A 24,846-nucleotide genomic window follows, 5' to 3' on the forward strand; every position below is an offset into this window, starting at 1 on the left:
CGTGGTCGGCGACCTGCCGTGGGGCGAGCTGACCACGTCAAGCCCGAAGCGTGGCTGGCGAGTTGCTGCGGGGCGAGCTGACCCGCCAGGCCCGAGGCGTAGCCGGCGGCCTGCCGTGGGGCGAGCTAAGCCCGCTAGGCCTGATGCGTGGCTGGCGGCCTGCCGTGGGGGCCACCTAACGTGCCCGGCGGCGGTAATGACGGGTCTGCCGACTGTCGCTCGTGCGGCGCCTGGCTTGAGGGCATAAAGCAGGATTTTTCCTGTTAAAGCGCAGCGGTGAGCTGGCACTTAGTCGCGTGCGCCTGGCAGTCGTCTCGCTATTCGACAAACACTGACCGCCTCGTGGGCAACCATCCAAATAGGACGGTTGTTTTATCCATTTTACGGGCTTTGTGGCCCGCGTTTTCGGCCTGACTTTGAGACCTTGGAGAGTTGCGCCCACATATGAGCCATAACTCTCCAAGGTTCGCGTCCGAGCCGAGAAATCGGGTTAGAGAAAGCGACATTGTTGAACAAAACGTCCTCCACAGTGGACGGGTGTCCTACATCGCGGACGCCGGGTCCGGAATGTGGTCGCCGGTCCCAGCAGGCGGCTGCTCATCCCGCATGATGGGCGTCTCCCGTCTCCCGTCTGCCGTCTGCCGTCTGCCGTCTGCCGTCTTCCGCCTCGCGCCTCGCGCCGTCCTCCGGGCGCAGCGGGTCGCCGGTCCAGGACAGTCACCGGAAATATCGGATATGCGAGGTGGGCGGCCTGCGGTGTTTCTCTGCCTCAACACCGGCCGCCTCACGCGCGCCGGCTGCACGATCCACGGCGACTCGCCATCTCCTTTTGCTCGTCGCCCGCGGCCCCGGGCGAGTGGTCACGGGTCTAGTCATGAGACAATGGTCCACGTGGGAATGAGCTGCGAGTACGCGGACGCGGTCGTAACGCGATCTCGGCGGGCGTCATGACGCGCACAGTGACTCTCGTGATTGCCGGTGGGGACGGCGAACCGATCGGGGAGCTGCCGCCGTTCGAGGTGCCGACGCCCTGGTGGCAAGACGTCGCCGGCTTCGCCGAGGCGGCGGGGCTCAGTGACGTGCAGGTCTTGCGATTACTGGCGGCGGATCGCGCGAGACCACCGGGTGGTCACGTCACGTATTTGGCTCAGATATCCGAAAAATCGGATTTGTCCGGGCGCATGATGAGGGTGGCCGATCGCGCGGCCGCACCGCCCCAAGCCATCCGACCGACCGCACCGCAGCAAGGTGTCCGCCCGACGGCGCCGCCCCAAAGCGCCCGCCCGACGGCGCCGCCCCAAAGCGCCCGCCCGACGGCGCCGCCCCAAAGCGCCCGCCCGACCGCGCCGCCCCAAAGCGCCCGCCCCACTCTTCCGCCCCAAAGCGCCCGCCCCACCCAGCCGCCCAAACCCAAGCGCCCAGCCGGATTCCCACCGGGCAAGCGCGCCTCCCCATCCCGCCAGGCCAAACCGCAGCAACCCCAAGAGGAGCGCACCCCCGACTCCCCGCCCGGCCGCCCGCCCTACGCCCTCCCCGGCGGACCCGCGGCCTCGGTCGACTGGGCGCGCACCGTCCTCGGCAACCTCGTCACCGCCCACCAGGTGCGGACCTGGAACCTCTCCGCGGTCTGGCGCCTCGACGACGCCCGCGGTAACCCGGTCGCCTGGCTCAAGCAGGTGCCGGAGTTCTTCGCGCACGAAGCCGAAACCATCCGCCTGGTGTCGAAACTCGCGCCCGCCCTGGTCCCGTACGTCATCGTCGCCGGCGAGGAAGGCCGCATCCTGATGCGCCACGTCCCGGGCGAGGACGCGTACGGCGCCGGGCCCGGGCTGCGTGAGCACGTCCTGGCCGCGTGGCATCCCGTACAGGCCGAGTTCGTGCGATTTCTGGCCGACGAGGACCGGCGGCAGATGATCGAGGCGACGATCCCGGACGGGCGGCTCAGCGCCGAACACCTCACCAAGGTCGCCACCCCGTACCTGGACACCATCGACGGGCTGCGGGAGCTGATCGACGGGCTGCCGGAGCGGCTGGCCGCCGTGCGCGAGTGCCGGATCCCGGACACGATCGTGCACGGCGACCTGCACGTCGGCAATGTGCGCGCGGACGCCGCCGGGCGCTGCACGATCATCGACTGGGGGGACAGCTTCCTCGGCCACCCGGCGTTCGACCTGCTGCGACTCGTGGGCGACCTGGACGATCCCGGCCCGTTGACCGATCAATGGGCGTACCGCTGGAAAAGCACCGTGCCCGGCAGCGACCCGCACCGGGCCGTCCGGCTGTTGCGTCCCGTTGCCGCCCTGCGCGAAGCGGCGGTCTACGCGGCCTTCCTCGACGCCATCGAACCTTCCGAATGGCCGTACCACGCGGACGACATTCCGGCCGCGCTCGAACGCGCCGCCTCTATGGTGGATTGGTGAGCGGTCCGCGCGGTCGTCTCGTCGAGCAGATCCGGCACAGCGGCGTCAAGCTGTCGCCGGAGCTGATCGCGGCCTTCGCCCGGGTGCCGCGGGAGGCGTTCGTGCCGGAGGGCTTCCAGCGGCGCGACGGCAGCTGGGTGCTGCCCGCCGACAAGGACTTCCTCGCCACGGTCTACACCGACGACGTGCTGGTGACCAAGATGGACGGCCGGGTGCCGACCAGCTCGTCCAGCCAGCCGTCGCTGATGGCGCTCATGATCATGGCGCTGGACGTGCACCCGGGGGAGCGGGTCCTGGAGATCGGCGCGGGCACCGGCTACAACGCCGCCCTGCTCGCCGCGCTCGGGGCCGAGGTGGTCAGCATCGACGTCCAGGAGGACGTGGCGAACCGGGCGCGCTCCGCGCTTGCCCGGGCCGGGATTTCCGGCGTACGCGTCGAGCAGGGCGACGGCTACGACGGCTTCCCTCCCGTACGCTTCGACCGCGTGATCGTCACGGTCGGCGTCACCGGGATCTCGCCGCGATGGCTGGCACAGCTCACGCCCGAGGGTTTGGTGATCGCCCCGGTGGAGCACGCGGGTTTCCACCCGGTGCTCGCGGTCCGTGCGCGCGGCGACCGGGTGGTCGCGTCCGTGGTCTCGCCGTCCGGTTTCATGGTCGCGGCGGGTCCGTTGACGGCCGGGCACCCCGGCTCGTTCCCAGCCCCGGCCGCCGCGGACAGCATGGTGGAACTCGTCGACTACACCGGCCCGCGCTTCGCCGGCCCGCTCGACGGTTCCGCGTACCGCGATCTCTGGTACGCGGCCGGCGTCTGGCACCGCCGCGCCGCGCACGCCGCGATCCCGCCGCACGAGCAATCCTGCCTGATGCTCCTCGACGAACCCCGTACCGGCGGCGCCGCGATCCTGCCCGACGGCACCGTGCTGGCCGGCGGCGACGAGGCCACCGAGTACGCGACCGACGCCGTCGCGATCCTGGACCGCTGGCTGGCCGAGGGCCGCCCGCCGATGACCGCCTGGCGCGTCGGCCTGACCCTGTCCGGCGACCGGCACGCACCGATCTGGGTGCCCACCGACTGGGAGCTGCCGCGCTGATCGGCTACCAGCGGCCGGCCATGCGGTCCCGCCACGACCGCCCGTCCGGGTCGTAGGCGAGCCGATACGCCGGCAGCGCCCACCACCGCTGACGCCACGGCAGCCGCTCGATCTGGTGCGGCAGCACCCGCCCCGGCGGACGCGGACCCTTCTCGCCGGACGCGTGCCAGTCCCGCAACCGGGTGGCGGCCGCCGTCACGGTGCGCACCGCGGCCTCCGGGTCGATCAGGTCGTCGTCGTTCGCCGCGTCAAGGTGTTCGCGCATCAGCGACAGTCGCAGGTCGCGTGCGAACTCGCGGGCCCCGTCGCCGAGCCCGGCCGGATCCCGTGGCTGCCGCTGGTCGCGCGTCTCGTCGAGCACGGCGTTGGACAGCTCGCTGTCGTGCGTCCACGAACGCCGGTTGAAGTTGTCGCTGCCCACGCTGCACCACACGTCGTCGATCACGCACACCTTCGCGTGCACGTAGACCGGCGTGCCCTGGTGATTCTCCAGATCGAAGACGTGCACGCGGTCGGGCGCTGCCCGCGTACACAAGGAAAGCGCAAGCTCACGGCCGATGCGATTGGGCGGCAGTTGCAGGCGGCCGTCCACGTCCGGATGCCGCGGCACCACGGCGATCAGGTGCAGCGACGGGTTCGCCCGCAGCGCGTCGGCGAACAGCTGCGCGACCTCCCGCGACCACAGATACTGGTCCTCGAGATAGATCAGCTTGCGGGCCCGTTTGATCGCCTTGGTGTAGCCGCGCGCGATGGTCTGCTCACCGTCCGGCGCAAACCCGTACGCGGGCCTCATAGCGGGATATGTCCGGATGGTTTGGATGTCCAGCGTGCCGGTCGGGGGCGGATCGGGCAACGCCGGCGGCAACGCGTCGACGTGCAGGTCGGCGTGCTTCAGCTTGTCGGTGACGGTGGCGATCGGGCCCTGGTCCAGCGGCGCCGGATCGGTCCACCGCTCCCGGAAGGTCAGATCAAGAGCGCCCACCACCGGCCCCCGCAACGCCAGCTGCACGTCGTGCCAGGGCGGAGTTTTCCCGTACGCCTCGGCCATCGCCATCGCCTGCGGATCACCGAGGTGGCGCTCGTCGTCCCGGCGGCTGTGACACAGGTCGATCCCGCCGGCGAACGCGATGTCGAGTTCGGGCCGGCCCGGATGCCGCAGCACGACCAGTTTCTGATGATGGGACCCGCCGCGGCGTACGCGCTGATCCAAAAGGACCTCGCCGCCCGCCTTCTCGATGTCGTCGCCGAGGCTGCGGTTCTCCTCCTCGCTGTACGCCATCTTGTCCAGATGGGAGCGCCACAGCAGACCCTTGACGATCACCCCGCGCCGCGCCGCCGCCGCGAACAGCTCGGCGATCGTCGGGCCGTCGTCGGCCACCCGCTCGTCCGGATCGCCGCGCCAGTCCGTGAAGAACAGGTGGTCACCCTCCCGGAGGCTGGTCACCTCCTCGGCGAGCCGGGCAAAATATGTTTTACCGTGAATAAGCGGTTCGGCCGAGTTTCCGCTGCACCACGTGGGTATCGAGCTGTTCGGGTTGCCGCGCTCGTCGGCACTGAGAAACCACTCCGGCAACGACACGACTCAACGCTAAGCCCGCCCGCCACCGCACGCATTTCGGAGGATCTCCATGAGCAGTGAGCCGCTCGTCACCCCCGAAGCCTCCACCGAGAAGGGCCTGCTCATCGGGCTCCTGCTGCTGGTCGTGCTCGGCACGGCCGCCATCCTGCTGATCGGTTGAGCTGTTGATCACAGCACCCAGTCGTCGTCGGAGATGATGGTGACCGTGCCCTTGGGCCCACGGCCGGTCACCGTGATGCCGTCGCCGCCGATCACCACGTCGGTGTGCACCGGCGCGTTGTTCAGCCCGAGCTCGGCGCGCTGCTCGGGCGTCATCGCGAAGCCACCCTCGACCGCGAACGGGAAACTCTGACCCCAGGCCACGTGGCAGCCGGCGTTCTCGTCGAACAGCGTGTTGTGGAAGACGATGCCCGCCTTGGCGATCCGGCTGTCCCGGTCGACCAGCGAGACCTCGCCCAGATGGCGGGCCGACTCGTCGAGGTCGAGCTGGGCCCGCACCACGTCGGCGTTCGCGTCGGCGGTCACCTCGGTGATCCGGCCGTCGCGGAACGTCGCACGCAGTCCCTCGACGAGCTTGCCGTTGAGCACCAACGGTTTGGTCAGCCGGATGGTGCCCTCGGCGCGACGCCGGTCCGGGCTGGTGAAGACCTCTTCGGTGGGGATGTTCGGCAGGTACGCGACGCCGTGCTCGTCGGTGAGGCCACCACCGGTCCAGCGGCTGTTCGCCACCAGGCCGACCGTGAGATCGGTGCCCTCGCCCAGGTAGCGGACCTCATCCAGGTCCAGCTCGTCGAGCTGCTTGGCGCGGGCGGCCAGGGTCGCGGCACGCTCCTGCCATTCCTTGACCGGGTCGTCGCCGTCCAGCCGCATCGCGGTGGCGACCGCCTCCCAGAGCCGCTCGGTGTCCGGTTCGCCGAAGATCTGCCCCGCCCAGCCCGGGTCCGGAACCGCGGCGGCGGTCCAGCGGACGGTCTGGTACGTGCCTTTTCGCCGGGCCAGCACCTCCTCGGTGCGCTTGGCCGCGAGTTTGACCGGGTCGATGCCGTCGAACAGATGCGGATAGGGGTCACCGATCAGGTTGATCCGGGCGATGCCGGCCTCGTTCCACTCCTCGATCCGCGTCAACGCCCAGCGGCGGCTGGCCGACAGCGTCTCGGCGGTCGCGTGCTCGAGCGTGGCACGGTGGATCGGCCCGTCACTCCAGACCATCTCGACGTAACCGGCGCCGGCGGCATAGGCCGCGTCGACAACCGCACGCGCGACCTCCACGTGGGCGATCTCGGTCTCGATCACGACAAGCTGGCCGGGCTGCACGTTGACGCCGCCACGAACGACAAGGTTCGCGAATCGCTCGATCATCCCCATGCGGGACACACTAGAGGAGTGGCGCCTCGCTTCCAGGAATGGAGTGGGCGGGCGGATAGTTTGCGGGTGAGGGAAAGCACCTAGTCTTTCAAATCTGAAGGAGTTAGAGTCTGACCATGGCCGATCCGCTGACCGACTCGGAGCAGAAGGTGTGGCGCACCTTCATCGAGAGCTCGTGGGCCCTGCACACGCACCTCGAGGACGACCTGCGTGCGAAGACCGGCCTGAGCATGAACGACTTCCACGTCCTGGTGGTGCTCTCCGAGGCCCCCGATCGGCGGCTGCGGATGGGCGAGCTGGCCGGCCGGCTGGTCTTCTCACCTTCGCGCATCACCTACCAGATCAACTCGATGGTGAAGCGCGGCATGGTCCGCAAGCAGCCCTGTCCGGAGGATGGCCGCGGCCAGGAGGCGGTGCTCACCGACGAGGGCATGGCGGCCCTGGAGCACGCGGCACCGCTGCACCTGATCACCGTCCGGGACAGCTTCATCGACCGGCTCGACCCCGACGAGCTCGACATCATCGGCCGTGTTTTCGACAAAGTCAGGAAGGCCTGAGATGCCCGCGATCAGCGTTGACGACGTCCTCGTCCTGCCGCGCCTGCCGAAGCTCGACCCGGTCGCCACGGCGTACCGGCCGGTGCGCAAGCTGACCACCGCGCCCTCCGGTTATGAGGGTGAGGGTTTCCCGGTCCGCCGCGCGTTCGCCGGCCTGACCATGCCGGAGCTCGACCCGTTCATCCACCTCGACCAGATGGGTGAGATCGACTATGCGCCTGGGGAGCCGAAAGGGACCCCGTGGCACCCGCACCGCGGCTTCGAGACGGTCACCTACATGATCGACGGGATCATGGACCACCAGGACTCGATGGGTGGCGGCGGCACGATCACCAACGGCGACACCCAGTGGATGACGGCCGGCCAGGGGATTTTGCACATCGAGGCGCCGCCCGAGCACCTGGTCACCAGCGGCGGCCTGTTCCACGGCCTGCAGCTGTGGGTCAACCTGCCGCGGGCCGCGAAGATGATCGCCCCGAAATATCAGGACATCCGCGGCAAGGAGGCGTCGCTGCTGACCACACCGGACGGTGGCAGCCTCATCCGCGTGATCGCCGGTCAGATCGCCGGCTACGAGGGCCCCGGCAGCACGCACACGCCGATCAACCTGGCGCACGTGTCCTTACAGCCCGGCGCCCAGCTGGATCTGCCCTGGCAGCCCGACTACAACGCGCTGGTCTACGTGCTGGCGGGGCACGGCTGGGTCGGTACGGACTTGCACCAGATTCGCATGGGCCAGCTCGCGTCCCACGGGGACGGTGACGCGATCCGCGTCGCCGCCGACCCGAAGCAGGACGCGAACGTCCTGGCCATGGAGCTGTTCATCATGGGTGGCCGCCCGATCCGCGAGCCGGTCGCGCACTACGGCCCGTTCGTGATGAACACGCAGGACGAGCTGAAGCAGGCGTTCGAGGACTTCAAGAAGGGCCGCCTCGGCATCGTGCCGGCCGGCCGCGTCCCGCACACGTGACCGCCCGCGCCGCCACCGTCGAGGACGTCGAAGAGTTGCTCCGCCTGCGCGCCGTGCTGCTCCGCGCGTTCCACCGGGGCCCCTGGGACGACGACTGGCGCGAGCCGGCCCGCCGCTTCCTCACCTCGAAGCTCACCGACCCGTCGCCGGCGATCGCGGCTTTCGTGGTGGACCGCCCGGCCGGCGACGGCTTGGCGGCCTGCGCGGTGGGCACGATCGAGCAGCGGATGGGCGCTCCCGGCAACCCGGGCGGCAGCAACGGCTACGTCTACAACGTGGCCACCGACCCGGACATGCGCCGCCGGGGTTATTCGCGAGCGTGCATGACGGCGTTGCTCGACTGGTTCGAGGCCCGGGGCGTGCCGCGCATAACGCTGATGGCCACCCGGGACGGTGAGCCGCTCTACGAGTCGCTCGGCTTCGCCCGTACCGCGGACCCCGCCATGCGGGTCAGCAGGAGTTGACCGCCGCGAGCCACCGCAGGTCGTCGCGCCATCTGCTCAGCTCGGCGGCCTCGAGTTCGTCCGGGGCCGCCGCGGCGGCGAAAGCCAGGAGTGCACGGGTCATCCGGGCGCGCCGGGCGTCGTCCGGGGATACGTCGCGCCAGGTCGTCGGGAGCGCGCAAGCCTCGGCGAGCGTCATGGGCAGCGCGGCGAGGCAGGTGCGGGTCACCTCGGCCGGCGAGATCAGGGCCGGCCACCGCCGCTGAAACTTCGCCCAGTGATACGTCCAGTCCTCGGGGCGGAAGACCGCACGGGCCTGGTCCAGGAACCACAGGGACAACGCGGTCCATTCCTCGTCACGGGCCGGCTCACCCCCGTACAGGATGAAAAGCGCCTCGAACACCGCCTCGAACTCGGTCGTGGTGGTGGCGTGCCGTGCCTGCCAGGTGCGCCACGTGCGGGTGTCGGCTTTCCCGAGCGCCCGCATCTCGTTGCGGAGCGGGCCCCACAGGCGCTTCGGGATCGGGTTCATCAGCATGGAACGGATCTCGATGTGGAACAGCCGCCCCGGCCTCGGGCGGTGCTGATGCTTGCCGGCGACGCGCACCCGCACCCAGGATGCGGTGACGGTGTGTAGGTCGAAATCCAGGTCGTCCTCGGTGCTGTAGCGATACCCGTGTCGACGGAGTTCCGCGGCGAGGGTCGACCACTTCGGAGGGTAGTCGTCCAGTCGCGGCGGCTCGATGACGATCTCGTGGCAGGACCACGGGTCGCGTAGGTCGTCGCGGTAGTAGAAGGCGCGCAGCAGGTTCCAGTCGCGCGTCATCGAGTGGCCGGCGTTCCAGTAGCGCTGCTCGAACAACCGGCCGTGCCCGTCCGGGTCGGGGGCGCCGAGCCGTTCCGGAAGATCCTCCGGGCCGGCTTCCAGTGGGATGCCCTGGACGCACCCGGTGGCCATCGCTTCGAGGCAGACCTCGGTCACCACGTCGGGAGGCCAGTAGATGTCGGTCACGGCGCCCGACGGTAGCGGCGTGGTGACGTCCGGCGCACGCCATTTCCCGGGAGCCGGATGGTCATTATCATCGAGGCCTCTTGCGGAGGCGGCGCACATGGCGTACCGGGTGGAGTACAACGGCGAGGACTACGAGCTCGCCACACTCGATGCCGCCCTGCAGGCCGCCCGCCAGGCGATCGCCGACGACATCCGCCGGCTGGACGGCTGGACGGTCGACCACGACGACACGATCAACGACTGGTTCGTGCAGGCCGTGCTGGACGGGCGCCGGGTCGGCCCGACCGCTGTCGTCTACGGCCCGGACCCGGTCGCCGGCGGGCCGGTGCCGCGGACCCGGGCCGCCGTCTACGAGGAGTGGGAGCGCCGGGTGATCTTCGTGGGGGACACGCCGGCCGAGGCGTTCGCGCTGGCCGCCGACTGGCTGGAGCGGCGGCCCGGCATCGAGGCGATCGGCGACGTGGGCTGGCACCACACCGCCGACGGCCACCAGTTGAGGTTGTATTACCGCGGCTAGGCGGCGCGCCGCTTCAACGAACGTTCCAGGTCGTCGCGCAGCTTGTCGAAGTCGACGTTCTTCTCCGCGAGGATCTGCGCGGCCAGGCCCTTGCCCTCGCGCAGGATGCCGAGCAGCAGGTGCTCGGGCGCGATGAACCGTTGCTTGAGCCGCAGGGCCTCGCGCAACGACAGTTCCAGCACCTTCTTGTTGCGCGGCGTGAACGGGATGTGCCCGCGGGTCTCGTCGCCGGCGTAGAAGCGCCCGAACAGGCCGCGTTTCTTCTTCGCCGGCCGGGGCAGGTGCAGCGCTCCGGCCCCGAAGTTCGCCTCGATGGCGGCGCGCACCGCGTTCAGGTCGATGCCGATCGCCTTCAGCGCCGCGGTGTCCTCGGCGTCGGCGTCGGCAAAAGAGAGATCCGGCTCGTACGGCTCGCTGACCCGCCGCCGTACGTCGGCGCGGACGAAATCGGCGTCGATGCCGGCGCCCTGCAGCAGCGGCGCGATGGTTCCGTCGTCCTCGGCGAGCAGCGCGATCAGCACGTGCTCGGTGCCGATGTGTCCGTGGCCGAGCGCCCGGGCCTCGGCCTGCGCCCCGACGACGACCCGCCGCGCCCCGGCGGTGAAACGCTCGAACATCTCAGTCCTTCCGTGGGTCCGACATCGGCATCAGGCGGGCGTGCTTCTTGTGTACGCCCTGACGGGTCACCTCGAGCGCGTCCGCGATCTCCTGCCAGGACCAGCCCTTGCTGCGGGCGTTGGCCACCTGGAGGTGCTCGAGCCCCTCGAGCAGGCGGCGCAGCGCGACGACAGCACGCAGACCCACCCGCGGGTCGGCGCTGCTCGCCGCCGCGGCGAGGTCGATAGCTTCGCTCATGCCGTCAACTTACGTTGACATCTGCGTCGTGTCAACTCGGGTTGACGTACCGGGAAGAAAAAAGGCCGGCACCGGGGCCGGCCTTTCCTGATGCGAACGCGCTATCCGCCGTACGTCAGCTCCATGCCGGTCACGTCGTTGTAGGCCACGGTCAGCTCGACCGGACGGTGCACCGGCGCGGTGATCGCGAACGGGGCGCCGAACGGGTCGACCATCTCCACGTAGCTGCCCAGCCCCATCTCCATCGGACCGGCCACCACACGCCCGCCGAGCCGCGCGGCCCGGTCGCCGATCTCGGCGCAGTCGGCCACCTGGAACGACGGCTGCCAGCGCCGGTCGCCACGCCCGGAGATCACGCCGGCCACCGAGTCGTGTGCCTCGGTCAGCCACTCGCCGCTGCCGAACTCGTGGGTCAGCGACCAGCCGAACGCCGCCGCGTAGAACGAGGTCGCCCGGGAAACGTCGTCGGTGAGCAGGTCGGACCAGGCCATCGTGCCCGGTTCGCCGCGCAGCTGGGTGCCGGCGAAACCGGCCGCCTGCCACAACCCGAAGACCGCGCCGGACGCGTCCGCGACGATCACGCTGCGCGCGCCCTGGCGATCCTCCGGCCAGGTCAGCTGCCGCCCGTACGCCGTCTGGACGCGCTGGGCGGCCTGGTCGAGATCGGGAGCGGCCAGATAGGTCAGCCAGCCCTCGGGCCGGTCCGGGCGACTTCGGCTGATGCCCGCCACGGCCCGCCCGTCGAGCAGGAAACGGTCGCCCTCGATGTCCCAGCCGAACAGCCGGGCATAGAAGGCCGTCGCTCCGGCCGGGTCGGATGTCGTCAACTCGACCCAGCACGGGGTCGATGGTGCAAATCCTCTGATCCGCATGTACCGCTCCAACGTGGACGTCCCCGATTTGCCCCTTACTCTACGGCACTGAATACGCGCCGTCACTACCCTGGGGTTCAATGTCCGCTTTGGAGCGTCTTTTTACTACACTCAGTAATCAGTTGAACTGTACAGGTAACGCGTCTGTAAGAACCCCTAAACATCGAGGACCGTGAGTGGGCCCTCGATGCCGAGCCGGAAAGGGGCGGCGCCGCAGGTCAGCCCATCGCCGCGGCGCGTCGAGTCGGGTTCCGGCACGCTTAGTTCAGGCCACGATGTCGACATATCCGATATTTCCGTCAAGGTGCTGAGCGGCTGGTGTCGCGGCCGCACGTTCAGCGGCGAGATTCCCGCGTGCTGATGGGCAGTGCTTCCAACTATCGGGATGAGTGCCCACTAATCGGGATCGCTGACCACATCGTGGAGCGCCTCCCGCTGGGTGGGACTCGACTCCACTGTGGATGATTCTTCGGTCCCGTAAAGTAGCTTTTATGCCCTGAGCGAGCGCCGCAGAATGCGGATCTTGGAGACTTAGGGTCGATATATATGGGCGTAACTCTCCAAGGTTACGAACCTGCCACGATGTGGGCGGCGGAATCCACATGGTGGAAGCTCACGGCGAAGTTGATGGCCGCGCCGGCCGGGCGGTGGCGTCGCGGGCAATCCAGGTCTTGCCGGGCACCGGGTCTTGCCGGGCGCCGGGTCTTGCGCGCTCCGGGTCTTGCGCGCTCCGGGTCCTGCGCGCTCCGGGTCTTGCGCGCTCCGGGCATTGCGCGCTCCGGGCATTGCGGAGGCTTCGGGTCGTGGGGCGCTCCGGTCGTGCGCGCTTCGGATCTCAGGCGCCCGGGGGGCCCGCCAGCAGCATCTCGAACCACACCGTGGTGCCGCGCACGGTCGGGTCGGTGCCCCACGAGTCGCTCAGGTCCTCGATCAGGCCCAGGCCGCGGCCCCGGCTGCTCAGCGTGTCGGCGTGCGTGCGGATCACCGTGCCGCGGGTGCCGGTGTCGGCGACCGAGACCAGCAGGCGCTCGGCGTTCAGGTCGATGTGGACCTGCGCCGGGGTGCCCGCGTGCAGCAGCGCGTTCGTGGTGAGCTCGTTCGTGCACAGGATGGCCGCGCTGATCACCTGGTCCGGCACCGACCACTCGCGCAGCCGCGCCGACATCCACTGGCGGACCCGGCTCGGACCGGTCGGCTCGGCCGGCACCAGCATCTGCGCGGACCGGCTCAGCGCCACCGCGCGCTCCACGGCCAGCACCGCCACGTCGTCGTCGGTCACCCCGGGCACCGCCGCGGTGGCCAGCGAGCACAGGCTGCGCGGATCGCCACTCGATGCCCCGGCGGCGGCCGCGACCAGGGCGTCCAGCCCGTCGCCCAGCGGCCGGCCGCGGCGCTCCACCACGCCGTCGGAGAACAGCAGCACCGAGTCGCCCGGCTCCAGCCGCAGCTGACCGGTCTGCCAGCGCCCGCCCAGGCCCAGCGGCGCACCCGGCGGCACCTTGACCAGCTCGGCCGTGGGTGCCTCGCCAGCTTGCCCGGCCCGGCGCAGGACGGGCGGCGGGTGGCCCGCGCTGGCCAGCGTGATCGTCCCGTCGGTAAGGTCGAGCAGTCCATAAACGACGGTGACGAAGATCTCCTCGTTGCGTGACTCGGCGCCCAGGGAGAAGACCAGCCGGTCGAGCCCGGCCAGCACGCTCGGCGGGGACGCGTCGGTCAGCGCGAGCGCCCGCAGCGCGGCCCGGACCTGGCCCATCACCGCGGCAGCCCGGACGTCGTGACCGGCCACGTCGCCCAGCACTATGGCCAGCCGGCCGTCGGTGAGCTCGAACGCGTCGTAGAAGTCGCCGCCCGCCGCGTTGCCGTCCACGCCCACGTCGTAGCGGGCCGCGATGCGGAAACGCTCCAGCTCGGGCAGGTGCTCGGGAAGCATGCTGCGCTGCAGCAACTGGGCGGTGCCGTGCTGCGCCTCGAACCGGCGGGCCCGCTCGGCGGCCTGCGCCACCAGTTGCGCCGCGGCGTTGAGCAGCGCGCGCTCGGCCGGCAGCCAGGCGTGACCGGCGCGGTAGCCCATGGTCAGCGCGCCGCGCACCGACGGCGTCCGCAACGGCATCGCGGCGAGCGCGCGCAGCCGTCGCTCGTGGCGGTCGGTGGCGACGTCGCGCAGCGGTTCACCGTCGCTCACAAAGGTCGGGCGTCCGGTCTGCGCGGCCAGCACCATCGGGCCGCGGGACTCGGTGGGCGCCCTCTTCCACACCGGCGGCAGCCGTTCGTCGGCCTCGTCCATCATCTCGCCGCGGATGCGCCGCACATACCGGTAGGAACCGGCGTCGTCGACCGCGAAGACACAATGATCAACATCAAAGGAGGCGATTGCGTACGCCAGGACGACGCGCGCGACGTCATCGATGGTGAGCGTCCCGGCGAGCCGCGAGGTCAGCTCGCCGAGGCTCTGCAGACGCCGGGTGACGTGCGTCGTCTCGGCCGCGATCGTGAGCACGCCGGCCACCGAACCGTCCCGGCCGCGCACCGCCGAGTGGCCGCGGGTGACCAGACGGTCGCCGGTGAGCTGCGTCTCCGCCTCGAGGAACGGCCGGCCGCTGCGGAACACCCCGTCGATCACCGCGAGGTCGTCGAGGACCTCGGTGGCGGGACGGCCCAGCGCGGCCGGATGCGGCGGGCCGATCAGATCCGCGTACGCGTCGTTGTAGATCAGGATGAACCGCGGCCCGACCGTCAAGGCCATCGGCATGGGCGATGCGAGGATCAGATCGACGGTGCCGGCGACCGCCGGATCCCAGTGCTCGCGCGGTCCCAGCGGGCTGGCCGGCCAGTCGTGCCGGGCGATGATCTCGGCGCAGGTCACACCCGGAGATTCGCGGGGAAGCGTGGGCATCATCGGACTCATCCCACCCTCCCCGGCCATGCTCTTGAGCGTAGCCCGCCTCGGCCATTCGTACGATGGCCCACCGGCCAACCGTCCGATTCTTGACGGTACGGCCGGGCGTACGTTTTCCGGGGTCCGATGTCGGGTTCCGCACATGATTACGCCGTGTGACCGCTTGATGTGCGGTTCTAGCTTGGTGTATTCGTACGCGCGTCACATATAGTCCCCGCCGTGATCGAAGACCGTCAGCCGCGCCGTGGTTTCCGGGACAACGCCTCCGAATATCAGCCGTCCGACGACGGCGATCCGGAGCGTGCCTGGCCCACGGCAGGGCACCGGCCTCCGGGTTACGGCGGCCAGGATGCTCCGGACGGTTACGCGTACGAGCAGCAGTCCGGTGCGGACGAGCTTCCGCGCCGGGCAGCCGCGCACGCCGACGGTGACCGGGACGACGCCGACGATCTTCAGTACGGGCCACCGAGCGACCGGTACTCGGTGCTGGCCGAGCTCGCGTACCACCCGGACGAGCGGGACCGCGGCGACGGGGATCACGCGGCGCCGCCGAGTGGTGCGGACCAGGAAGACTTCGGCCATCCCTACCGCGAGCGGGCCGAGGCGCCGCTGCCGGAGGGTTCCGAGCACCCGTATCGCGCGGGTGCCGAGGAGCCGCGGCCGGAGGACTACGGCCACCCGTATCGCGAGGCGCCGACGCTCCGTTCGGAGGTGCCGCCGGAGCGGTTCGAGGCGCCGCGCTTCGAGCCGGCGCCGCCGGAGCGGTTCGAGGCGCCCCGCTTTGAGGCCGCGCCCCAGGAACGGTTCGAGGCGCCCCGGTTCGAGACGGCGCCGCCGCCGGAGCGGTTCGAGGAGCCGCAGCTGGAGCGGTTCGAGGAGCCGCAGCGCGAGCCGTTCGGCGGTCCGCAGGGCGGCGAGCAGCGCGGGGAGCGTTTCGACGAGGCGTACCGGGAAGGCTTTGAAACGCCGCAGCCGGGTGGGCCCTACGCGGACGCGGACGCGCCCTATCGCCGCGGCTACGGGCAGGACGAACAGCCGACCGCCGTCTACGGCAACGGGTACGAGGATCAGCACGATGAGCAGGGCGGTGTGCCGTGGGGGCCGCCGCCGCTCCCGTCCGGACCGGCCGAGGCCGCGCCGGCGACCGACGTCATCGACCTCACCGCGCCGCGGGTGCTGCCCCGGACGCACCGCGGCGAACAGCGCAAGCGTGCGCTGGTCCTCGCGGTGGCGGCGGCCGGCGTGCTGCTCGCGGGCGGTGTCGGGTACGCGATCTTCGGGACCGGGTCGTCCGACCCCGCGGTCCCGGCGGGCGCCGCGCCGGCCGAGGAATCCTCCACCGAGGACCCGCAGTTCCCGGAAAGCACCGACGCGCCGACCGAGGCCGCGCCGCCGCCCGTTCCGTCGACGTCGGCGAGTGGCCCGGCCACGGTCACGCCGTCCTCCCGGACGACGACCCGGAACCCGTCCAACCCGAGGCCGACCACGGCCCGGCCGACCTCGACCGCCACGATCAAGTTCCCGCCGGTGACGAAGACCCCGACGAAGAAGCCCACGACCAAGCCGCCGACCGTCGCGCCACCGCCGCCGTCGACGACGCCGTCCGCCACTCCGTCGACGTCTCCATCGGATACGCCGTCGACCGGGTCGTGACGGACGGCCGCGGCTCGTTCCCGAGCTGATGGCGCTCGCTTCCGGGTTGGCGGCCCTTGCTCGACGGGTTGAGCGGGTGACTCGGCGGGCGGTGTCGCTCGTTGCGTCTTAGGGTCGCAACAAGCCGGCACGGACGCCGGCCGGCCCGAGGTGCGGGAGGCGCGGATGTTCGGCGACGGGCTGGGGCAAGGGCTCAGCGACATGTGGCGTTCGGTGCTGCTGTTCATACCGTCCGCGCTGGCCTTCATCGCGATCCTGGTGATCGGGTACGTGGTGGCGCGTCTGCTGCGCGCCGGCGTGGGCAAGGGGCTGCGACGGGCCGGCTTCGACCGGGCGGCCGAGCGCGGGCCGCTCGGCCGGTTGTTCGCTCGCGGTCAGATCGGGGCGAGCGATCTCTGCGCGAAGATCGTCTTTTACGCGGTCCTGCTGTTCGCTCTGCAGCTCGCGTTCGGGGTCTGGGGCCCGAACCCGGTCAGCGATCTGCTCACCTCGTTGATCGCGTGGCTGCCCCGCGCGCTGGTGGCGGTGATCATCATCGTGGTTGCCGCGGCTATCGCGAACGCCGTCTATGACCTGGTCGCGAGCGCGCTCGGGGCGTTGGCGTACGGGAAGATCCTGGCTCGGGCGATCTCTCTCGTGATCATCACGCTGGGGGTGATCGCCGCGCTGGATCAGGTGCGGATCGCCACCTCGGTGACGCGGCCGCTGTTGATCACGGTGCTGGCCACGGTGGCGGGGGTGGTGGTCGTCGGGGTGGGTGGCGGCTTGATCCGGCCGATGCAGCGCCGGTGGGAAGGGTGGCTCGACGAGGCCGGTACGCAATCCACCGCGATCCGGGAGACCGCCAAGGCCTACGCAGCCGAGGAGGCCCGCAAGGCTGAGGAGGCCCGCAAGGCTGAGGAAGCCCGCAAGGCGGAGGAGGCCCGGAAAGCTGAGGAGGCCCGCCAGGCTGAGGAAGCGCGAAAGGCCGAGGAAGCCCGCAAAGCGGAAGAGGCCCGGAAAGCGGAAGAGGCCCGGAAAGCTGAGGAAGCCAGGAAGGCTGAGGAAGCGCGCAAAGCGGAAGCAGCCCGCAAAGCCGAAGAAGTCCGCCAAGCCGACGAAGCGCGCAAGGCCGAGGAAACCCGCCGGATCGAGGTCGCCCGGCAGGCCGAGGCCGGGCGGAAGGAAGACGCGCGCCGGGACGAGGAAGCGCGGGAGCAGGCCCGCAAGGCCGAGGAGGAGCGCCGCGCCGAGGAAGCACGGCGGCGGGCCGAGGAGGATGCCGCGACCACCACGGTGATCCGCTACGGCGAGGGTGACACCACGATCATCAACCCGGGCCGGGACGAGACCCTGGTGATCGGTGCCGAGGACGGTGAGGCGACCCAGGTCATCCGGGCCGGTGAGGCCGAGACGCAGCCGTTGCCGGAGCGAGATGATCCGGGGAAGCCGGAAAAGTAGGAGGGCCGGCACCGGAGAGTTCCGGTGCCGGCCCTGGGAAGAGGAACAGCCTGTCGTGCGGAGTGTCAGCCGAACTGCGGGAGCGTGCGGACGAGCGCGCACACCGCCAGCAGGCGGCGCAGCACCCAGTTGTCCTCGGACCAGTCGATCGCGCCCATCGGCGGACGCCAGCCGTGCGTGAACGCGGCGTCGCGCACGCCCTCGGCGTACGCGGCGAGCAGCACCGGCGTCAGCGGGCGAACGTCGGCCGAGAGGCTGTCTCGGATGCCGGCGGCGTGCTGGTCGACGTCGGCCATCAGGCCGGGGTGGGCGTCCGCGGCGACGAGACCGCAGGCGCCGACCGTGTCGTGCAGCTCGGTCAGGCTGGCGTTGGCGGAACGGAGGGCAGCACGGGCGGCAGCGCCGCTGAACAGGCCATTCATGAGAAGTAAAGGTAGGGAGCCTAGGGTAGCCATCGGTTCTCCTGCCGGTGCAGGTCGGTTGAACCCACAGGGAGGCGATCATGGGGGACGGGCCGGACGAAGCTCACCGACGGCCGGCCGGGCTGGACGACTGCACGGTCGAGGCGCTCGGCAAGCTCAGTGAGGCGCTGGAGACGGCGGAACGGGCGCGCGGGCACCTGTACGCGATGCATCAGCTCACCGGCGCCGCGGATTTCCAGCTGGACCAGGCGGTCTCGCTGTTCATGCAGGCCGGGCACACCGAGATGGCCGAGCGCATCGCGCGCGATCTGGTCGGTCGCAACGTGACTCCGGGGCACTGGACGTTTCAGCTGGTGGAGGAGTACGACGACGGCTATTTCGCCGTCTTCAAGGCGATCGAGAAACAGGCCCGGGACGCGTACGCCGACGGCAAGCGCCATTTGTACGAGGCGGATCTGAAGGAGCGCCGCCGCACGCACGGGCTCCCGGGGCACGAGGCCCGCTGATTACTCGGCCGGGTGCGGGCGGTGGCGCTGCGCGTCGTCGGCCAGGATGACCGTGGCGACGAGCATGGCGACGACGACGGCGAAGAGCCACGAGGCGTCGTCGATCAGTTTGGCGGCGAGCGGGGCCTGGAGGGCGGCCAGGAAGAAGCCAAGCCAAGCCAGACGACGGTGACGCTCGGACAGGAAACCGGCAGGACGCATTCGGACAGTCTGGCCCGGATCGGGCGGATCGCCGTCACCCGTTCGGCCGATTATGCGTTGTCCAATAGTGCCTCCCGCGTTGCGTCGTCGCCGCTCAACAATGGCGTTTCTGCTGGTCATAGCCTCGCTCGCGGCCGGGTGCCGGCCCATTGCGGGCGATCCCCTCGCGATTACGCACAGTGAGGACATCGCGCTGTCCGGTCGTACCGGCGCGTACCTGCTGGTCCGGGACGCGGCGTCGCGGGTGCGGGTGGTGACGGCGCGGTTGCCGGGGCTGTTGTGCCGGGTGAGCACGGCTTCCGGGGCCGGGCTGGCGCCCTCGGTGCGGGAGCGCGCGGGACGGGTCACGGTCGGGCTGGTGGCCACCGGCGGGGACGGTCCGGACGAGGTGCTGGTGGAGCTGAACCGCGACGTGCGCTGGGACATCCGGATGCCGGCCGGGGCGGGGGAGCAGGAACTCGATCTGCGGGGCGCCCGGGTGACGCGGGTCGAGGTCGGGCCGTCCGGGCTGGTGTCGCTTCGGCTGCCGCGGCCGCGTGGGACGCTGCCGGTCACGCTGCTGTCGGCGGGGACGGTGTCGCTGGAGGCGGCCGGGGCGGCGCCGATGCGGTTGCGGCTGGCCGAAGGGGCCCGCTCGGTGGTGCCGCCGGGTGCGGTGGGGGAGCCGCGGGAATGGCGAACCGCGCGGGACCGGTATGCGGTCCTCGCGCGGTCCGAGGTGGGGGCGTTGACGTTACGGTTTAGCTGACCTCACCACGCCAGGCACCGGATTCGATGCCGCTGCGGCTCTCGATGAATTCCTTGAATCGCTTGAGATCGCCCTTGACACGACGGTCGACGATCCCGAGTTTGTCGCCCGCGTTCTCCACGATGCCCTGCGGGTCGAAATCCATTTGCACGGTTACTCGGGTTTTCGTGTCGTCGAGGCGGTGGAACGTGACCACGCCGGCCTGCTTCTCGCCTTCGGTGGATTTCCACGCCACCCGCTCGTCGGGCAACTGCTCGGTGATTTCGGCGTCGAATTCACGCTTGACGCCGCTGATCTCGGTCTTCCAGTGGGTGTGGGTCGCGTCGATCTGACGAATCTCCCGGACACCGTCCATGAACTCGGGGAATGTCTCGAACTGGGTCCACTGGTTGTACACGGCGCGAACCGGGACGTTGACGTCGACGGACTCGGTAACGGTACTCACTGTGTCTCCTTTATCTGGTTTTCCCCGCCTCGTTGTGGCATGCCCCCGCGGGCCGGGGCTAAACGCCCGCTTCGGCTAGCCTGATCCCGTTTGCCGGAGCGGTGCGGGGGTAGGGCGGACACGATGGACAGCACGGACGCGATCGTCGTCGGCGCCGGGCACAACGGCCTGGTCGCCGCGAATCTGCTGGCCGACGTGGGGTGGTCGGTGCTGGTTCTGGAGGCCACCCCGCAGCCGGGCGGGGCGGTGCGTTCCGGTTACGTGACGGCGCCCGGCTACCTGAGCGATCTCTTCAGTTCCTTCTACCCCCTCGGGTACGCCTCCCCGGTGCTGCGCGCCCTCGATCTGGGTTTGACCTGGCGCCACGCACCGGACGTGTTCGCGCACCTGCTGCCGGACGGACGCGCCGCCGTGGTGAATCGCGACATCGCCCGCACGATGGAGTCGATGGAGCAGTTCGCGCCCGGCGACGGCGACCGCTGGCAGTCCGCCTTCCGGGAGTGGAAGCGCCTCTCGGCGCCGTTACTGGGGTCGCTGTTGGCACCGTTCCCGCCGGTGCGCCCGGGGCTCGGTCTGCTGGCCCGGCTCGGCACGTCCGGCGCGCTGCGGATGGCCCGCCGGCTGATGCTGCCGGCCCGCCAGCTCGGGTCCGAACTGTTCCGCGGCGAGGGCGCCACGCTGGCCCTGGCCGGGTGCGCGCTGCACACCGATCTCTCGCCGGACGAGGCGGCCAGCGGCGTCTACGGCTGGCTGCTCGCGATGCTGGGCCAGGAGTACGGCTGGCCGGTCCCGGTGGGCGGCTCCCAGCAGATCACCGACGCGCTGGTGGCACGCCTTTCCGCACGCGGCGGCCGGGTGCTCTATTCCACGCCGGTGTCCCGGGTGCTGGTGGCCCGCGGAAAGGCCCTCGGAGTGCGCACCGCGGACGGCACCGATCATCGAGCGTCCCGGGCCGTGCTGGCGGACGTGCCCGCGCCGACCCTGTTTCTCGACATGGTGGGATCACGCTGGCTTCCACCGTTGATGCTCGACGATCTCTCGCATTACCGCTGGGACGGCGCGACGCTGAAAGTCGACTGGGCGCTGACGACACCGATCCCGTGGCGCAATCCGTCGGTGGCCGGATCCGGAACGGTTCATCTGGGCGCCGACCTGAACGGCCTGACCCGGTATTCGGCGGAACTGGCCACCGATTCACTTCCGGCACATCCGTTCATGCTGCTGGGCCAGATGAGCACGGCCGACCCGTCGCATTCCCCGCCCGGCACGGAATCGGTCTGGGCCTATACCCATCTGCCGCACCGCGCGAAATGGTCCGGCTCCGAGATCGACGCCCATGTGCAACGGATGGAATCGGTACTGGAGGAGAACGCCCCCGGCTTCGGTTCCCGGGTGGCCGGCCGGAACGTGTTCTCGCCGGCCGACCTGGAGCGCGACAACCCGTCGCTGGTGGGTGGCGCGCTGGGCGGCGGCACCGCGGCCGCGTTCCAGCAGTTGTTCCTGCGCCCGATCCCCGGCCTGGGCCGCGCGGACACGCCGGTGGACCGGCTGTTCCTGGCGTCCGCGTCGGCCCATCCGGGCGGCGGGGTGCACGGCGCGCCGGGCAGCAACGCGGCGCGCGCCGCCCTGGCCCGCGACCGCGGCTTGACCGGCGGCGCCTACCGAGCGGCGATCAACGCGGCCCACCGGGCCGTGTACGGCTGAGACGCGGGCGCTGGGACCCTTCCGCGGCCAGCGCCTCGGACGAGTCGCACAGTGATACCAGCCACGGTCCGGCCCCGAACCGCGAAGACCCGCTCGGGGTTAGCGTGGACGGTACGCTGCACGATAGCCACCTGACCCTGGTAACGATGGAGTCATGTTTACGGATTTTGGCGTCGGGCATGGTGCTTCGCGAACTGACGCCGGAGCGGAGGGGACAACGTGCGTGTCGCGATGATCTCAGAGCACGCCAGTCCCCTGGGAGACGGCGGGCAGCAGACCCACGTCGCCGATCTCTCCGCCGCGCTCGCCGACGCGGGGCACGAGGTCCGGGTCTACACACGGCGTGACGATCCCGCTGTGGCCGAGGTGGTCACCACCCCGGGTGGGCTGCGCGTCGTGCACGTGACCGCCGGGCCCGCGCACCTCGTCGCGCCCGACGAGCTCCTGCCGTACATGGGGGAGTTCGCCCGCCAGCTCGAGAAACAGTGGCGCGACGGGGACTGGCAGCCCGACGTGGTGCACGCGCACTTCTGGACCAGTGGCCTGGCCGCGGTCACCGCCGCCCGGCAGTTCGGGGTCCCGGTCGTGCAGTCCTTTCATGAGCTGGGCGAGATCCGCGCCGGCGGCACCGGGCCGTCGCGCTCCGGCTACGAGCGTGCCCTCGGCCGGGCGGTCGACCGCGTGGTCGCGCAAACCCAGGACGAGGTGCAGGGTCTGGTACGCATCGGCGTGCCCCGGGCCCGGCTGACCATCGTCCCGGCGGGGGTCGACAGCGAGCGTTTCAGTCCCGAGGGCCCGGCCGCCGACCGCGACCCGGCCCGGCCGCGCATCCTGGGCGTCGGCCGCCTCGTCGAGCACAAGGGCTTCGGCGACGTCATCCAGGCGATGCGCTACGTCCCGGGGGCCGAGGTGGTCGTGGTGGGCGGTCCGCCGGCCGATCAGCTCCAGGCCGACCCGGGTGCCCGGTCGCTGCGCGCGCTCGCCGAGAAGTTCCAGGTCGCCGACCGGTTCCGGCTGGTCGGGTCGGTGCCGTTCGGGGACATGCCGGGCTGGTACCGCTCGGCCGACCTGCTGGTCGCCGCCCCTTGGCAGGAGGACCGGTTCGACGCGGCCGCGCTGGAGGCGATGGCCTGCGGCATCCCGATCGTCGGCACCACCACGGGCGGCCTGGGCGAGACCGTCGTCGACGGGCTGACCGGTGAGCTCGTCCCGGCCCGCGACCCACGCGCCCTCGGCGGGGCCCTGCGCCGGCTGGTCAACGACAAGGTGCGGCGTTTCGCGTACGCCACGGCCGCGCTCGACCGCGCCCGCCAGGCGTACTCGTGGAAGCGGGTGGCAGCGCAGGTCACCTCGGTCTACTCGGCGGTCACCGGCCTGCGCCGCAGCGCCGGCGAAGAGGCCGTGGCGTAGCCGGGCATCCACCAACCGGTTGATCGGAAGGCTCACTCGCCGGTCGATTCGTGACCGTGGCCGTCGATGCGAGCCTCGATGCATGGCAGTCATCGAGGTCCAGAACCTGCAGAAGCGCTACGGGGACACGGTCGCGGTACGGGATGTCTCGTTCACCGTCGACCGCGGCGAAATCTTCGGCATCCTCGGCCCGAACGGCGCCGGCAAGACCACCACGGTCGAATGCATCGCCGGCCTGCGTATCCCGGAGAGCGGCACGATCACCGTGCTGGACCGGCCGCCGCGCGACCCCGAGCTGCGCAAGCTCGTCGGCGTCCAGCTTCAGGAAAGCCAGCTCCAGGAAAAACTCACCGTGCGCGAGGCGCTCGAGCTCTACTCGTCCTTCTACCCGGAGCCGGCCGACTGGCAGGCGCTGGCCCGCGAGCTCGGACTGATCGAGAAGCTCGGCACCCGGTACGCGAAACTGTCCGGCGGCCAGAAGCAGCGCCTCTCGATCGCGCTCGCGCTGATCGGCAACCCGCGCATCGCGATCCTCGACGAGCTCACCACCGGGCTCGACCCGCAGGCCCGCCGCGACACCTGGGACCTGATCGAGTCGATCCGCGACCGCGGCGTGACGATCCTGCTGGTCACCCACTTCATGGAAGAGGCGGAGAGCCTCTGCGACCGGGTCGCCGTGATCGACCACGGTGAGGTCGTCGCGCTGGACACCCCGGCCGGGCTGGTCGCGCGCATCGCCGTCGAGCAGCGCATCCGGTTCCGCCCGTCCCGGCCGATCGACGACGAGCAGTTCCTCGCGCTGCCGCAGGTGACCCAGGTGCGGCACCACGGCGGCCAGCTCGAGATCGCCGGGACCGGGGAACTGCTCTCGGCGGTCACCTCGCTGCTGGCCGCCCAGCAGATCACCGCCGCCGATCTGCGGATCGAGCAGGCCAACCTCGACGATGCGTTTGTGCAGCTCACCAGCCGTACGGGAAAGGAATGAGAATGTCTGTCTTCGCCAAGCTGACGTTGACCGAGTTCAAGCTGATGCTGCGTGAGCCGTTGCCCGCGTTCTTCGTGCTGCTGTTCCCGACCGTGCTGGTGGTGATCCTCGGGAGCATCCCGTCGTTCCGTGATCCGTCGGCGGACCTGGGCGGCATGAGCGTCATCGACCTGTACGTCGGCATCAGCGTCGCGCTCGTCATCGCGATGGTCGCGCTGCAGGTCACGCCGGCGGTGCTGTCGAGCTACCGGGAACGGGGTGTGCTGCGCCGGCTCGCGACGACGCCGGTGTCGCCGATGAAACTGCTCGGCGCGCAGCTCACGATGAGCCTGATCACCGCGATCGTGTCGGCCACGCTGGTGCTCGCGGTCGGCCGGATCGCGTTCGACGTGGCGCTGGCCGACCAGTTCCCCGGATTCGTGCTCGCGTTCCTGCTGTGCACGCTGGCGGTGCTCGGGATCGGCGTGCTCATCGCCGCGCTGGCACCGAACGCCAAGGCCGGCAACGCGATCGGGACGGTGCTGTTCTTCCCGTCGATGTTCTTCGCCGGATTGTGGACGCCGCGCGAGGTGATGCCGCAGGTGCTGCAGCGCATCGGTGACTTCACGCCACTGGGCGCGGGGGAGCGCGCACTGCACGACGCGATGAGCGGTAACTGGCCGAACATGCTTTCGGTTACGGTGCTTGCGGCGTACGTAATCGTGTTCGGTCTGGCGTCGAGCCGGCTGTTCCGCTGGTCCTGACAGTGGGGG

24 protein-coding genes and 1 pseudogene are annotated in these 24,846 nt (G+C 70.5%); 14 read left to right on the forward strand and 11 right to left on the reverse strand.

All coding sequences use genetic code 11. The annotated features are described in order from the left end of the window. Window positions 1-968: 968 nt before the first annotated feature. Both HH310_RS09125 and HH310_RS09130 read left to right on the forward strand, forming a co-directional pair. Window positions 969-2,420: a phosphotransferase gene (locus HH310_RS09125; RefSeq protein WP_312033927.1), complete on the forward strand. Its 1,452-nt coding sequence runs from the start codon at window positions 969-971 to the stop codon at window positions 2,418-2,420. Next, window positions 2,417-3,514 carry a methyltransferase domain-containing protein gene (locus HH310_RS09130; protein ID WP_312033928.1) on the forward strand — a complete coding sequence of 366 codons (1,098 nt, stop codon included), beginning with the start codon at window positions 2,417-2,419 and terminating at the stop codon, window positions 3,512-3,514. The genes HH310_RS09125 and HH310_RS09130 overlap by 4 nt, the downstream gene beginning before the upstream one ends. A 4-nt stretch (window positions 3,515-3,518) precedes the next feature. Here the strand turns inward: HH310_RS09130 and HH310_RS09135 are convergent, their stop codons facing one another. Then, the gene (locus HH310_RS09135; protein ID WP_169174990.1) at window positions 3,519-5,093 is read right to left on the reverse strand and encodes a phospholipase D-like domain-containing protein; all 1,575 of its coding nucleotides are present in this window, start codon (window positions 5,091-5,093) and stop codon (window positions 3,519-3,521) included. 168 nt (window positions 5,094-5,261) lie between these two features. Then, complete coding sequence (locus tag HH310_RS09140) at window positions 5,262-6,458, reverse strand: aminopeptidase (RefSeq protein WP_169174991.1); 1,197 nt, start codon at window positions 6,456-6,458, stop codon at window positions 5,262-5,264. Window positions 6,459-6,574: 116 nt separating this feature from the next. Between HH310_RS09140 and HH310_RS09145 the strand changes: the two genes are divergently transcribed. From HH310_RS09145 to HH310_RS09155, 3 genes are read left to right on the forward strand one after another with little or no spacing between them, the layout of a single operon-like run. Further along, window positions 6,575-7,015, forward strand: coding sequence for a MarR family winged helix-turn-helix transcriptional regulator (locus HH310_RS09145; RefSeq protein WP_169174992.1), 441 nt, complete (start codon window positions 6,575-6,577; stop codon window positions 7,013-7,015). Between the two features lies 1 nt (window position 7,016). After that, window positions 7,017-7,985 (forward strand): pirin family protein, encoded by a 969-nt coding sequence (locus HH310_RS09150; protein ID WP_169174993.1) that lies wholly within the window; start codon window positions 7,017-7,019, stop codon window positions 7,983-7,985. Next, window positions 7,982-8,449 carry a GNAT family N-acetyltransferase gene (locus HH310_RS09155; RefSeq protein ID WP_169174994.1) on the forward strand — a complete coding sequence of 156 codons (468 nt, stop codon included), beginning with the start codon at window positions 7,982-7,984 and terminating at the stop codon, window positions 8,447-8,449. Before HH310_RS09150 ends, HH310_RS09155 begins: the two co-directional genes overlap by 4 nt. Here the strand turns inward: HH310_RS09155 and HH310_RS09160 are convergent. Beyond that, entirely contained in the window at window positions 8,436-9,440 is a 1,005-nt protein-coding gene (locus tag HH310_RS09160; protein WP_169174995.1) for a hypothetical protein, read from the reverse strand. The genes HH310_RS09155 and HH310_RS09160 overlap by 14 nt on opposite strands. Before the next feature lie 97 nt (window positions 9,441-9,537). Here HH310_RS09160 and HH310_RS09165 point away from each other — a divergent pair, with 97 nt between their 5' ends. Beyond that, window positions 9,538-9,957, forward strand: coding sequence for a hypothetical protein (locus tag HH310_RS09165; protein WP_169174996.1), 420 nt, complete (start codon window positions 9,538-9,540; stop codon window positions 9,955-9,957). On the opposite strand, the gene HH310_RS43655 is transcribed toward HH310_RS09165, so the two are convergent. From HH310_RS43655 to HH310_RS09185, 5 genes and pseudogenes are all read right to left on the reverse strand, one after another. After that, window positions 9,954-10,283 (reverse strand): Clp protease N-terminal domain-containing protein, encoded by a 330-nt coding sequence (locus HH310_RS43655; RefSeq protein ID WP_396027502.1) that lies wholly within the window; start codon window positions 10,281-10,283, stop codon window positions 9,954-9,956. The genes HH310_RS09165 and HH310_RS43655 overlap by 4 nt on opposite strands. 111 nt (window positions 10,284-10,394) lie before the next feature. After that, window positions 10,395-10,574 (reverse strand): annotated as a pseudogene (locus HH310_RS43660) (Clp protease N-terminal domain-containing protein); the annotation flags it as partial. Between the two features lies 1 nt (window position 10,575). After that, window positions 10,576-10,812 (reverse strand): helix-turn-helix domain-containing protein, encoded by a 237-nt coding sequence (locus tag HH310_RS09175; protein ID WP_169174998.1) that lies wholly within the window; start codon window positions 10,810-10,812, stop codon window positions 10,576-10,578. A 101-nt stretch (window positions 10,813-10,913) separates the two neighbouring features. Next, the gene (locus tag HH310_RS09180; RefSeq protein ID WP_248293810.1) at window positions 10,914-11,639 is read right to left on the reverse strand and encodes a VOC family protein; all 726 of its coding nucleotides are present in this window, start codon (window positions 11,637-11,639) and stop codon (window positions 10,914-10,916) included. An 880-nt stretch (window positions 11,640-12,519) separates the two neighbouring features. Further along, on the reverse strand, window positions 12,520-14,589 hold the full coding sequence (locus HH310_RS09185) for a SpoIIE family protein phosphatase (RefSeq protein ID WP_248293811.1): 2,070 nt from the start codon (window positions 14,587-14,589) through the stop codon (window positions 12,520-12,522). Window positions 14,590-14,799: 210 nt separating this feature from the next. On the opposite strand from HH310_RS09185, the gene HH310_RS09190 reads away from it, so the two are divergent. Further along, window positions 14,800-16,233 carry a hypothetical protein gene (locus HH310_RS09190; RefSeq protein WP_169175001.1) on the forward strand — a complete coding sequence of 478 codons (1,434 nt, stop codon included), beginning with the start codon at window positions 14,800-14,802 and terminating at the stop codon, window positions 16,231-16,233. Between the two features lie 165 nt (window positions 16,234-16,398). Next, the gene (locus tag HH310_RS09195) at window positions 16,399-17,673 is read left to right on the forward strand and encodes a mechanosensitive ion channel family protein (protein WP_169175002.1); all 1,275 of its coding nucleotides are present in this window, start codon (window positions 16,399-16,401) and stop codon (window positions 17,671-17,673) included. Window positions 17,674-17,738: 65 nt separating this feature from the next. On the opposite strand, the gene HH310_RS09200 is transcribed toward HH310_RS09195, so the two are convergent. Next, on the reverse strand, window positions 17,739-18,095 hold the full coding sequence (locus tag HH310_RS09200; RefSeq protein WP_169175003.1) for a DUF6401 family natural product biosynthesis protein: 357 nt from the start codon (window positions 18,093-18,095) through the stop codon (window positions 17,739-17,741). A gap of 80 nt (window positions 18,096-18,175) precedes the next feature. On the opposite strand from HH310_RS09200, the gene HH310_RS09205 reads away from it, so the two are divergent. Next, entirely contained in the window at window positions 18,176-18,601 is a 426-nt protein-coding gene (locus tag HH310_RS09205; RefSeq protein WP_169175004.1) for a hypothetical protein, read from the forward strand. On the opposite strand, the gene HH310_RS09210 is transcribed toward HH310_RS09205, so the two are convergent. Continuing rightward, on the reverse strand, window positions 18,602-18,802 hold the full coding sequence (locus tag HH310_RS09210) for a hypothetical protein (RefSeq protein WP_169175005.1): 201 nt from the start codon (window positions 18,800-18,802) through the stop codon (window positions 18,602-18,604). 100 nt (window positions 18,803-18,902) lie between these two features. On the opposite strand from HH310_RS09210, the gene HH310_RS09215 reads away from it, so the two are divergent. Then, a complete protein-coding gene (locus tag HH310_RS09215; protein ID WP_169175006.1) occupies window positions 18,903-19,550 on the forward strand; it encodes a hypothetical protein in 648 nt (215 codons plus the stop codon). Here HH310_RS09215 and HH310_RS09220 read toward each other — a convergent pair. Further along, window positions 19,543-19,995: an SRPBCC family protein gene (locus HH310_RS09220; RefSeq protein ID WP_169175007.1), complete on the reverse strand. Its 453-nt coding sequence runs from the start codon at window positions 19,993-19,995 to the stop codon at window positions 19,543-19,545. The two genes, HH310_RS09215 and HH310_RS09220, sit on opposite strands and share 8 nt — an antisense overlap. A gap of 123 nt (window positions 19,996-20,118) precedes the next feature. Between HH310_RS09220 and HH310_RS09225 the strand changes: the two genes are divergently transcribed. The 4 genes from HH310_RS09225 (at window position 20,119) to HH310_RS09240 (ending at window position 24,837) form a co-directional block, all read left to right on the forward strand. Then, on the forward strand, window positions 20,119-21,699 hold the full coding sequence (locus HH310_RS09225) for an NAD(P)/FAD-dependent oxidoreductase (RefSeq protein WP_169175008.1): 1,581 nt from the start codon (window positions 20,119-20,121) through the stop codon (window positions 21,697-21,699). Window positions 21,700-21,918: 219 nt separating this feature from the next. Next, window positions 21,919-23,109 (forward strand): glycosyltransferase, encoded by a 1,191-nt coding sequence (locus HH310_RS09230; protein WP_169175009.1) that lies wholly within the window; start codon window positions 21,919-21,921, stop codon window positions 23,107-23,109. An 82-nt stretch (window positions 23,110-23,191) separates the two neighbouring features. Next, window positions 23,192-24,094: an ABC transporter ATP-binding protein gene (locus HH310_RS09235; RefSeq protein ID WP_169175010.1), complete on the forward strand. Its 903-nt coding sequence runs from the start codon at window positions 23,192-23,194 to the stop codon at window positions 24,092-24,094. Between the two features lie 2 nt (window positions 24,095-24,096). Then, window positions 24,097-24,837: an ABC transporter permease gene (locus HH310_RS09240; protein ID WP_169175011.1), complete on the forward strand. Its 741-nt coding sequence runs from the start codon at window positions 24,097-24,099 to the stop codon at window positions 24,835-24,837. Window positions 24,838-24,846 lie beyond the last annotated feature (9 nt).

The sequence above is a fragment of the Actinoplanes sp. TBRC 11911 genome, from assembly GCF_012933445.1.
Classification (GTDB): Bacteria; Actinomycetota; Actinomycetes; order Mycobacteriales; family Micromonosporaceae; genus Actinoplanes.

Excerpts from the sequence above, each read along its gene's own strand:
- HH310_RS09140 (WP_169174991.1), bottom strand. The coding sequence starts at position 6,458 with ATGGGGATGATCGAGCGATTCGCGAACCTTGTCGTTCGTGGCGGCGTC.
- HH310_RS09145 (WP_169174992.1), top strand. The coding sequence starts at position 6,575 with ATGGCCGATCCGCTGACCGACTCGGAGCAGAAGGTGTGGCGCACCTTC.
- HH310_RS09150 (WP_169174993.1), top strand. The coding sequence starts at position 7,017 with ATGCCCGCGATCAGCGTTGACGACGTCCTCGTCCTGCCGCGCCTGCCG.
- HH310_RS09165 (WP_169174996.1), top strand. The coding sequence starts at position 9,538 with ATGGCGTACCGGGTGGAGTACAACGGCGAGGACTACGAGCTCGCCACA.
- HH310_RS09175 (WP_169174998.1), bottom strand. The coding sequence starts at position 10,812 with ATGAGCGAAGCTATCGACCTCGCCGCGGCGGCGAGCAGCGCCGACCCG.
- HH310_RS09185 (WP_248293811.1), bottom strand. The coding sequence starts at position 14,589 with ATGAGTCCGATGATGCCCACGCTTCCCCGCGAATCTCCGGGTGTGACC.
- HH310_RS09195 (WP_169175002.1), top strand. The coding sequence starts at position 16,399 with ATGTTCGGCGACGGGCTGGGGCAAGGGCTCAGCGACATGTGGCGTTCG.
- HH310_RS09200 (WP_169175003.1), bottom strand. The coding sequence starts at position 18,095 with ATGAATGGCCTGTTCAGCGGCGCTGCCGCCCGTGCTGCCCTCCGTTCC.
- HH310_RS09205 (WP_169175004.1), top strand. The coding sequence starts at position 18,176 with ATGGGGGACGGGCCGGACGAAGCTCACCGACGGCCGGCCGGGCTGGAC.
- HH310_RS09210 (WP_169175005.1), bottom strand. The coding sequence starts at position 18,802 with ATGCGTCCTGCCGGTTTCCTGTCCGAGCGTCACCGTCGTCTGGCTTGG.
- HH310_RS09215 (WP_169175006.1), top strand. The coding sequence starts at position 18,903 with ATGGCGTTTCTGCTGGTCATAGCCTCGCTCGCGGCCGGGTGCCGGCCC.
- HH310_RS09225 (WP_169175008.1), top strand. The coding sequence starts at position 20,119 with ATGGACAGCACGGACGCGATCGTCGTCGGCGCCGGGCACAACGGCCTG.
- HH310_RS09235 (WP_169175010.1), top strand. The coding sequence starts at position 23,192 with ATGGCAGTCATCGAGGTCCAGAACCTGCAGAAGCGCTACGGGGACACG.
- HH310_RS09240 (WP_169175011.1), top strand. The coding sequence starts at position 24,097 with ATGTCTGTCTTCGCCAAGCTGACGTTGACCGAGTTCAAGCTGATGCTG.